The organism is Elstera sp., from assembly GCF_044372965.1.
Taxonomy (GTDB): Bacteria; Pseudomonadota; Alphaproteobacteria; order Elsterales; family Elsteraceae; genus Elstera.
This window is the reverse complement of record NZ_JBILQX010000150.1, coordinates 1-8,797: the sequence shown is the minus strand read 5'-3', so window position 1 is coordinate 8,797 and position 8,797 is coordinate 1. Positions and strand designations below refer to the sequence as shown.

At 60.6% G+C, this 8,797-nt stretch carries 8 protein-coding genes; 7 read left to right on the top strand and 1 reads right to left on the bottom strand.

The window, feature by feature from the left end:
• The 4 genes from ACIQ36_RS15575 to ACIQ36_RS15560 all read left to right on the top strand — a co-directional run.
• Positions 1-498 (top strand): alpha/beta hydrolase family protein (locus ACIQ36_RS15575; RefSeq protein ID WP_395830964.1); only part of this gene is annotated, 498 nt, incomplete at its 5' end.
• 370 nt (positions 499-868) lie between these two features.
• Positions 869-1,369 (top strand): CarD family transcriptional regulator, encoded by a 501-nt coding sequence (locus ACIQ36_RS15570; RefSeq protein ID WP_395830962.1) that lies wholly within the window; start codon positions 869-871, stop codon positions 1,367-1,369.
• A 131-nt stretch (positions 1,370-1,500) separates the two neighbouring features.
• Positions 1,501-2,316, top strand: coding sequence for a hypothetical protein (locus tag ACIQ36_RS15565; RefSeq protein WP_395830960.1), 816 nt, complete (start codon positions 1,501-1,503; stop codon positions 2,314-2,316).
• Between the two features lie 97 nt (positions 2,317-2,413).
• A complete protein-coding gene (locus tag ACIQ36_RS15560) occupies positions 2,414-3,193 on the top strand; it encodes a sulfite exporter TauE/SafE family protein (protein WP_395830958.1) in 780 nt (259 codons plus the stop codon).
• Here ACIQ36_RS15560 and ACIQ36_RS15555 read toward each other — a convergent pair.
• Positions 3,190-4,881 (bottom strand): methyl-accepting chemotaxis protein, encoded by a 1,692-nt coding sequence (locus tag ACIQ36_RS15555; protein ID WP_395830956.1) that lies wholly within the window; start codon positions 4,879-4,881, stop codon positions 3,190-3,192. The two genes, ACIQ36_RS15560 and ACIQ36_RS15555, sit on opposite strands and share 4 nt — an antisense overlap.
• A gap of 179 nt (positions 4,882-5,060) precedes the next feature.
• On the opposite strand from ACIQ36_RS15555, the gene ACIQ36_RS15550 reads away from it, so the two are divergent.
• From ACIQ36_RS15550 to ACIQ36_RS15540, 3 genes are all read left to right on the top strand, one after another.
• Positions 5,061-5,945, top strand: a complete 885-nt coding sequence (locus ACIQ36_RS15550; RefSeq protein WP_395830954.1) for an RNA polymerase factor sigma-32 — start codon at positions 5,061-5,063, stop codon at positions 5,943-5,945.
• Between the two features lie 204 nt (positions 5,946-6,149).
• Positions 6,150-7,760 carry an ABC transporter substrate-binding protein gene (locus ACIQ36_RS15545; protein ID WP_395830952.1) on the top strand — a complete coding sequence of 537 codons (1,611 nt, stop codon included), beginning with the start codon at positions 6,150-6,152 and terminating at the stop codon, positions 7,758-7,760.
• 100 nt (positions 7,761-7,860) lie between these two features.
• Positions 7,861-8,797, top strand: a 937-nt coding sequence (locus ACIQ36_RS15540) for an ABC transporter permease (RefSeq protein WP_395830950.1), incomplete at its 3' end; no start/stop codon positions are given.

The window sequence follows — 8,797 nt, the reverse complement described above, 5'->3', positions numbered from 1 at the left end:
GATCCGGCCCGACTTGCTGCCCATTGCCGCGACAAGCCCCATTTCGCCGCCTGCACGGTCGCAAAAGCCTATCAACTGCCCGACACGCCGGAGGCCCAAGCGCTTCTTTCTGCCGATTACCGCGATCCGCGCGTGGGGGCGGTGGTTTCCCTCGATATCGGTCTCGCCAATGCCTTTTCCCCGGAAAGCCTGGCTGCTATTGCGCGGCCCGTGCTCCTGGTGCCCGCCGATCAACCGAACCCCGAACTGCCGCCCGCCGAGGAAACCGGCTATCTGCGCGCGCATCTCCCCCCGCCCGTCCGGGCCGAGCTTGCCCCGAAGGGCGCGACCCATTTTAGTTTTCTCGCCACCTGCAAGCCCGGCGCGGAAGCCTTGATTGCGGCGGACGAGCCGGGCGATGAGATTATTTGCCGCGATGCGCCCGGCCAAAATCGCGACTCACTTCATCAATTTGTTGCCGGGGGAATTCTGACCTTTTTGCGCGCTTCAGGCTTTTGAGGCGAAAATAAGCAGCGGCTGATTAGCCTTTCACCGCCTGCATGTGTGTTATGCGCCCCCGCCTAAACACTAGGGGTCAGGCCATATTCGGGAAAGAATCAGGTTTCGAAAAACCCTACCCTTAGCGCGAATCGGCTACACTTAAATGACAAGGAGTGGTATGATCCGCTCAGTTTTCGGGCATATGAGATTTAGCCTACCGGAAGGCATTGCCTTCTGGGCGCTCATTTTGTGCGATTTCAGCCAGCGACCACAAGGACGGCGGCCGGGTTGGGCCAGCTCCTTGTTCGTTTTTCTCACGGGAAGGGCTGCCTGTCTGGCGGCGGTTTTTCTCGGCAAGCGAGCTTTTGGCTCGATGGGGTGATGGGACATGGCACAGGAAGGGTTTGACTTTCGGACGGGTGAGTTCGTGGTGTATCCAACCCACGGCGTTGGGCAGGTTTTGACGACCGAAACGCAAACGATTGCCGGGCATGAGCTGAAGGTGATTGTCATTTCGTTCGAAAAAGACCGCATGACGCTGCGCCTGCCGGTTACGAAAGCTCGCACATCCGGTCTGCGCCGCCTGTCGTCGGAAGAAGAAATGCAATCGGCTTTGGCGAAGCTTCAGGGCCGCGCGCGCGTGCGCCGGACGATGTGGAGCCGCCGGGCCCAGGAATATGAAGCCAAGATCAATTCGGGCGATCCGTCGGCCATTGCCGAAGTGCTGCGCGATCTGCACCGCACCACCGGCATTGCCGAGCAATCCTACAGCGAACGGCAGATCTATCAGGCCGCGATGGACCGTTTGGTTCGCGAGCTTGCGGCCGTGGAACGGATTGACGAAGACGAAGCGACCAAGAAGCTCGAACTGCTCCTTCAGGCCGCGTAACCACGGTTAACCGGTTGCGGGTTTCGGCCCGTGACCCACGTGTGACAAGCCCCCGAGACGGCGTAAGCGGTCTCGGGGGTTTTTCGTCTGGGCTTGACCCTTGCGCGCGAACAGCCCTAGATCAACGGACAATGGTTGATTCTGAACGGTTTGCCCGGTTAAAGGGTCCAGGAACGCTCTGGATAGTCGCCGCGATTCACGGCGATGCGGGGCGTTTGGGGCGTTTGCATGCCCAGCTTGCGCCGCAACTGCGCGTCGCCGACCGTATCGTCTATACGGGGAATTTCCTGGGGCTCGGCGGCGATATTCTCGGCACGATGAACGAGCTTTTGGCCTTCCGCCGCTGGTTTTTGGGCCGTCCCAGCGCGATTTTGGACGATATCGCCTATCTGCGCGGCACGCAGGAGGAGATGTGGACCAAGCTGCTCCAACTGCATTTTGCCCCCAACCCGCGCGAGGTTCTGGATTGGCTGGTCGCCCAAGGCGCGGGGGCGACGCTCGCCGCCTATGGCGGATCGGTGGCCGACGGCATGGCGTCGGCCCGCGCGGGGGCGGTTGCGCTGGGGCGCTGGACGACCGCGCTCCGCGCCGCGCAAACCGCCCGCCCCGGCCATAGCCAACTGATGACGGCGGTCAAGCGCGCCGGGCTGACTGATCCTAAAGCCGTTTTGATCGTTCACGCCGGTCTTGATCCCGACAAAGCCGTGAGCGAGCAAAAGGATGCCTTTTGGTGGGACGCCAAGGGCTTCAATCGGCTGGTCGCCGCTGAGCGCGCCTATGATGGTTTCGCCAGGGTGGTGCGCGGGTATGATCGCGCTGCCCCCGGTCTTGTCGAAACGCCCTATACCCTCACCCTTGATGGCGGCTGTGGGCGCGGTGGCCCGCTGCTGGCCGTGGCGCTCGCCCCCGATGGGCAGGTTTTGGGCAGTTTGTCGAGCGACGCCTAAGCGCGGCTCTGGAAACGAGCGATGCGCGAAGCGCACTTCACGGCAGCGTTAAAGTCTCGCTAGGCTCATCCGCGATGACTTCGGGGAGATATGCGCGATGGATGCGTTGAGCCTAGCCCAAATTGCGCTGCTGGCGATGGCGGGACTAACCGCCGGGGTGGTGAATGCCATTGCGGGCGGCGGCACCTTTTTTACCTTCTCGGCGCTGATTGCCACGGGCGTTCCGCCGATTATCGCCAATGCCACGAGTTCCGTTGCGATTACGCCGGGCAATATCACCGGCGCGCTCGCCTATCATCGGGAAATCCGCAAACACGGGCCGCGTTTTATCGGCCTTATTCTGGTGAGTCTTGCGGGCGGTTTACTGGGGGCGGCGCTGGTATTGCTGGTCGATAATCAGCAGTTCCGCGCCTTGGTGCCCTGGTTCCTGGGCTTTGCCACGTTGCTGTTTACCTTGGGGCCAAGGATTCAAGCCTGGACCCGAAAAATCCGCGCCCGCGAGCAGGCCGATCCGGCGACGCGGCCAAACCGGATTTGGGGCCGGGTGTTCCAGTTTTTCGTCGCCACCTATGGCGGTTTCTTCGGGGCGGGCATGGGCATTGTGATGCTGGCCGGGCTCGCCATTACCGAGGGCGAGGATCATCACGTTCTCACCGCGCTCAAAAACCTTCTGGCGATGGTGATTCAGCTTGTTGCCCTGGTGATGTTCATCGCCGGGGGGCTGGTGAGTTGGCCGCACTGCCTTGCCATCACCGTGACCGCCATGATCGGCGGGTGGCTGGGCGGATCGATTGCCCGCAAGCTGCCGGCCAAAATTGTGCGCCTCTTTGTCATCGGCGTCGGCGCGGCGCTAACGGTGGTTTTTGCGGTGCGTTAGGCGCTCCGGACGGTTTTAAAGAAAGCCTCAATCTCCCCCTTCAACCGGTCGCCCTGGCCCGACAGCGTGGTGGCCGTGGTTAGCAGGCGCGCGGCGAGATCGCTGTTATGGGCGGCGTCCTCGCGAATGGCGTGAATGGTGCCGGACACTTCGGCCGTGCCCCGTTCGGCTTCCACCACATTGCGGGCGATTTCCTGGGTGGCGGCCCCTTGCTGGCGCACGGCGGCGGCAACATCGGTGCTGATCGCACCGACCTGGCGAATAATGTCGTTGATGCCGAGAATGGCCCCCACCGCGCCATCGGTTGCCTGCTGCACCGCCTGGATTTGCCGGGAGATATCTTCGGTGGCCTGCGCCGTTTGATTGGCGAGGTTTTTCACTTCGCTGGCGACGACGGCAAAGCCACGGCCCGCCTCCCCCGCCCGCGCGGCTTCAATCGTCGCATTCAGCGCGAGTAGATTGGTTTGGGCGGCAATATCTTGAATGAGTTTGACCACATCGCCGATGCGCCCGGCGGAATCTGCCAAGGCCCGCACGGTTTCGGCGGTGGCGTCGGCTTGGGTCACGGCTTCGTCGGAAATCCGGGCGGAATGTTCGACTTGGCGTCCGATTTCCTCGACCGAGGCCGACAGTTCCTCGGCGGCGGCAGCGACGGTTTGCACATTCCCCGCCGCCTGCTCGGACGCGCTGGCGACCGTTGTGGCGCGCGCTAGGTTCGATTGTGCGGCCTGGGCCAGATCTTCCGCCGACCGGGTGACATCGCCCGCAACGGTCGCGAGCAGGCGCGTCGACGCGGTGCTGGTTTGATCGAACCCCTGGATCGCCTGTTCGATTGCGGCCTGACGGTTCTGGCGCGCGGCATCTTCGGCGGCTTGAACGGCTTCGAGCGCCTGCTTCTGCTGCCCGGCTTCGCGGAACACGACCACCGAGGCCGCCATTTCGCCGATTTCGTCGCCGCGCCCGGTTTCCGGCACCGTGCGCGCCAGATCGCCCGCCGCAAGGCCGCGCATCGCCTCAGCGAGGCGCAAAATTGGTTGAGAAATGGAGCGCACGAGGCCAATGCCGAAAATGGCAACGAGCAGCGTACACAGGCTGAGTGCGCCGACAATCGCCCACCAAGCGCGGTCGTATAGCCGGTTGCCCGTGGCGCTGGCCTCGGCCCCGGCCGCATTGGCGGCGGTAACGATCTTTTGCAGCGTGTCCGTGAGCCCGTCGAAAGCGATTTTCGATTTTGTGTAGAAAAGATCGGCGGCGACTTGGGGTTTGTTGGCTTCAGCAAGGGCGACGATTTGTTGGTTCAAATCAAGGTAGGCTTTCCACTGGGCATCGAACTGCGGCAGTAGCGCCGTGATGGTCGGACCAAAATCCCGTTCGTTAAAAGTTTTGCGCACATCCGCTAGGGCGCGGCGCGGCGTATCCATTTCAAAGGCCCGGTCGTCGCGCTGGGTTTCATCGGCGGAAAGGATAAATAAGCCCTCGGCGATCCGAAAGTTACCGATACGGGCCGCCAGCATCCCCGCTTGCTCGACGGCGGGGAGCCAGCGCGTTTCGATTTCATTGGCGGCCCCATTCACCGCGCGCAACTGCGTGATAGCAAACAGCCCCTGGGCCAACGTGATCACCAGCAGGAGGGCGAAGGCGCCCAGAATCCGTTGCCGGATGGTGATACCCCGTGTCTTGGAGTGCATGGATCCTGCCTTTGTGCTGACTGTTTCAGGCTGCCGGAGGATTTCGCCTCGCTAACCCCCAGAATACAAAAAATTGTATTAAATGGATGCAGGTCTTAATCAAAAATCTGGCGGCGCGATGATCCGGGCCTTTTGCGCCTGCGTAAACAGGGTGTGAGGCTGCGATAAGGAACCGCGCCATGACCCATACCGATGATATCGATACGCAACGCGCCAATATTGGCTATATCCGCACCTCGATGAATGTGCCGCTGCTGGCGCGCGAGCAAGAATTTGAACTGGCGCGGCGCTGGCGCGATCAGGGGGATGAAAAAGCCCTTCATGCGCTCGTGCGCGCCTATGGCCGCCTTGTTATCGCCATGGCCGGGCGGTTTCGGCTCTACGGGCTTCCCTCGGGCGATCTGGTTCAGGAAGGCAATGTCGGGCTGATGCAGGCGGCGGCGCGCTTCGATGCCGACCGCGACGTGCGGTTTTCGACTTATGCGACTTGGTGGATTAAGGCGGCGATGCAAGATTTCGTCCTGCGCAACTGGTCCATCGTCCGCACCGGCACGACCGCGCCGCAAAAATCGCTTTTCTTCAATCTGCGCCGCCTGCGGGCCAAGATCGAAGAAGCCTCCGGCGGCCCCTTGGATGAGGCGGGCCGCGACAAAATCGCCGAGACGCTTGGGGTGTCGAAAGCCGATGTGCGCACGATGGAACAGCGGCTCTCCGGGGCGGACCAATCGCTGAACGCGCCGATTTCGGAGGCGAGCGAGGACGACGCCCAGTCCTTCCTGCCCGATACCGGACCGTCGCCGGAAGAAATCGTTATCGGGCTGCGCGATGCCGAAACCCGCTCCAAATGGCTGAAAGAGGCGCTCGATAGCCTCAGCCCGCGCGAACGCCAAATCATTTGCGAGCGGCGCTTAGGCGACGAGCCCGTGACTTTGGAAAAGCTCGGCCAAAGCCTCGGTGTGTCAAAAGAGCGGGTTCGCCAGCTTGAAAACCGCGTGCTTGCCAAACTGCGCGAGCAAATTTTGAAACATGTGGAGCACCCGCAAGACCTTCTTGTCGATGCATAATCTGCATACTCAGCGCTAAGACGCCCCCACCCCTGTTCGGCCTATTGACAGACTTGACCGCGAGGTCAAAGACTAAACCCTAACATGTCAATTGGTCGGACCGGGGTTGCAGAAAGAGGAAGACTTGCAGCCCACGTGCACTGCGGCAGAGAACCGCAGGCATGGGTTCGACGGCATACTCTTCAACAGGGGGTAGTTTGGACCATGAAGCTGTCGACTAAAATTCTGTCCGGGACCATGCTGGCCGGGCTTTCTTTCGCCGTCGTCATGACGGGGGCCCTGACCGGGGCGAGTGCTGCCACGCCGAAAGATACGGTGGTGATGGCCAAACAGATCGACGATATTATCTCGCTCGATCCGGCGGAAAGCTTCGAGTTCTCGGGCTCGGAAGCCGTTGGGAATATCTACGACCGGCTGCTGTCTTACGATTTTAAAGACGTGTCGATTATCAAAGGCCAAGTTGCCGAAAGCTGGGCGGTTGCGGAAGACGGGCTGACCTATACGTTCAAAATCCGCAAAGGCATGAAGTTCCATTCCGGCAATCCGGTAACGGCGACTGATGCCGCCTATTCGCTGCACCGCGCGATTGCGTTGAACAAGTCCCCCGGCTTCATTCTCACCCAGTTCGGTTTTACCAAGGATAATATGGCCGACCGTATCCGCGCGCCGGATGCCGAAACGCTGCTGATCCGCGTTGAAAAGCCGGTGGCCCCGAGCTTCTTCTACTATTGCTTGACCGCAACCGTTGCTTCGGTTGTCGATTCGAAGCTGGTGAAGTCGAAGGAAGTGAACGGCGATTTCGGCAATGAATTCCTAAAAACCAATTCCGCCGCCTCTGGGGCCTATGTTCTGCGCTCGTGGAAGGCCAAGGAAAGCTACACGCTCGATGCCAACGAGGCCTATTGGGCCGGTAAGCCGAAGAACAAGCGCGTCGTTGTCCGCCACATCGGCGAAGCCGCAACCCAGCGCCTGATGCTGGAAAAGGGCGACGTGGATTACGCGCGTAACCTTGAAAAAGATCAGATCATTGGCCTTGCCGCTAATAAGTCCATCGTTCTCGATACGGGCGTTAAAGGCTCGCTGATGTATCTGGGGATGAACCAGAAGAACGCCGCGCTGGCGAAGCCGGAAGTGCGCCAAGCCCTCAAAATGCTCGTCGATTACAAGTCGATCGAAGAGAATATTCTGAAGGGCACCCGCACGACCCATCAGGCCTTCCTGCCCAAGGGCTTCCTGGGGGCGCTGAACGATACGCCCTATAGCTTCGATCTGGCCAAAGCTAAGGAACTGCTGACCAAAGCGGGCTATCCCGATGGTTTCAGCATCACGATGGACGTGCGTAACGTCTCCCCCTATGCCGATGTGGCGCAGGCCGTGCAGGCGTCTTGGGCCAAGGCAGGCGTGAAGCTGGAGTTGATCCCCGGCGATGGCAAGCAAACGCTGACGAAATATCGTGCGCGTAACCACGATATCTACATCGGCGATTGGGGCCCCGATTACCAAGATCCGCACACGAATGCGGAAACCTTCGCCATCAACCTCGATAATTCCGATACCACCAAGTCGAAAACGCTTGCTTGGCGCAATACTTGGGACATTCCGGAAATGTCGAAAAAGACCCTGGCGGCGGTGGAAGAGCGTGATCCGGCCAAGCGTGCCGCGACCTATCTTGCGCTCCAAAAAGACCATCAAGCCACCTCGCCCTTCGTGGTGATGTTCCAGCAAATCGAAGTGGCCGCCCATCCGGCGAACGTGAAGGGCTTCATCATCGGCCCGTCCTTCGACGTGAACCTGTACTCCCAGATCACGAAGTAAGTCTTTCACGACGTAAGCCTTTTACGCGGGTTTGGTTCTGTCCTGCCCCCCTTTCCGGGGGGTGGGATAGAAACCATTTTCGGATGGAACTTTAGACCGAATGTCTTCCCTTTCCCTATCCTCAGGGTCGCTGCGCCGGGGCGGTGCGGCGGTACTGAGGTTGTCGTTCGCTATTGTGCTAACCCTCTTGGGGTTGCTGGTGGTGACGTTTTTCATCGGTCGGGTCATGCCCATCGATCCGGTGCTCGCCGTCGTTGGCGACCGGGCGACCGAGGAAGTCTATCAAGCCGCCTATAAGGCGATGGGGCTCGACCAGTCCCTGTTTGCCCAATTCTGGATTTACGTGAAGAACGCGCTGCAGGGCGAGTTTGGCCGTTCGGTGCTCACCTCGCGCCCGATTGCCGAAGATGTTCTGCGCTATTTCCCGGCAACTTTGGAACTTGCGACCTTCGGCACCTTGATCGGCGTTTGCTTCGGCGTGCCCTTGGGGATTCAAGCGGCGGTGCATCAGGGGAAATGGATCGATCAAGTCGCCCGCTTCGTTGGGCTCTTGGGCTATTCCGCGCCGGTGTTCTGGCTTGGGCTGATGGGGCTTTTGGTCTTCTACGCGAAGCTCGATTGGGTCAGCGGGCCGGGGCGGCTCGATGTTGCCTTCGACGATCTGGTGGATCCGGTAACGGGTGTCTTGATGATCGATGCGATGCTGGCCGGGGAATGGGAAGTCGTCGGCAATGCCTTTAGTCATCTGGTGCTGCCGAGCGCCGTGCTGGGCTATAATTCAATGGCCTATATCAGCCGCATGACGCGCAGCTTTATGGTGGAGCAGTTGCGCCAAGAATATATCACGACAGCGCGGGTCAAGGGCCTGTCCGAGCGGCGCGTCGTCTGGCGGCATGCTTTGGGCAATATTGCCGTGCCGCTGATTACCGTGATCGCGCTCTCCTACGCCCATTTGCTGGAAGGCTCGGTGCTGACCGAAACCGTCTTCGCTTGGCCGGGGCTGGGCTCCTATATCACCGCCTCGCTGCTGAACGCCG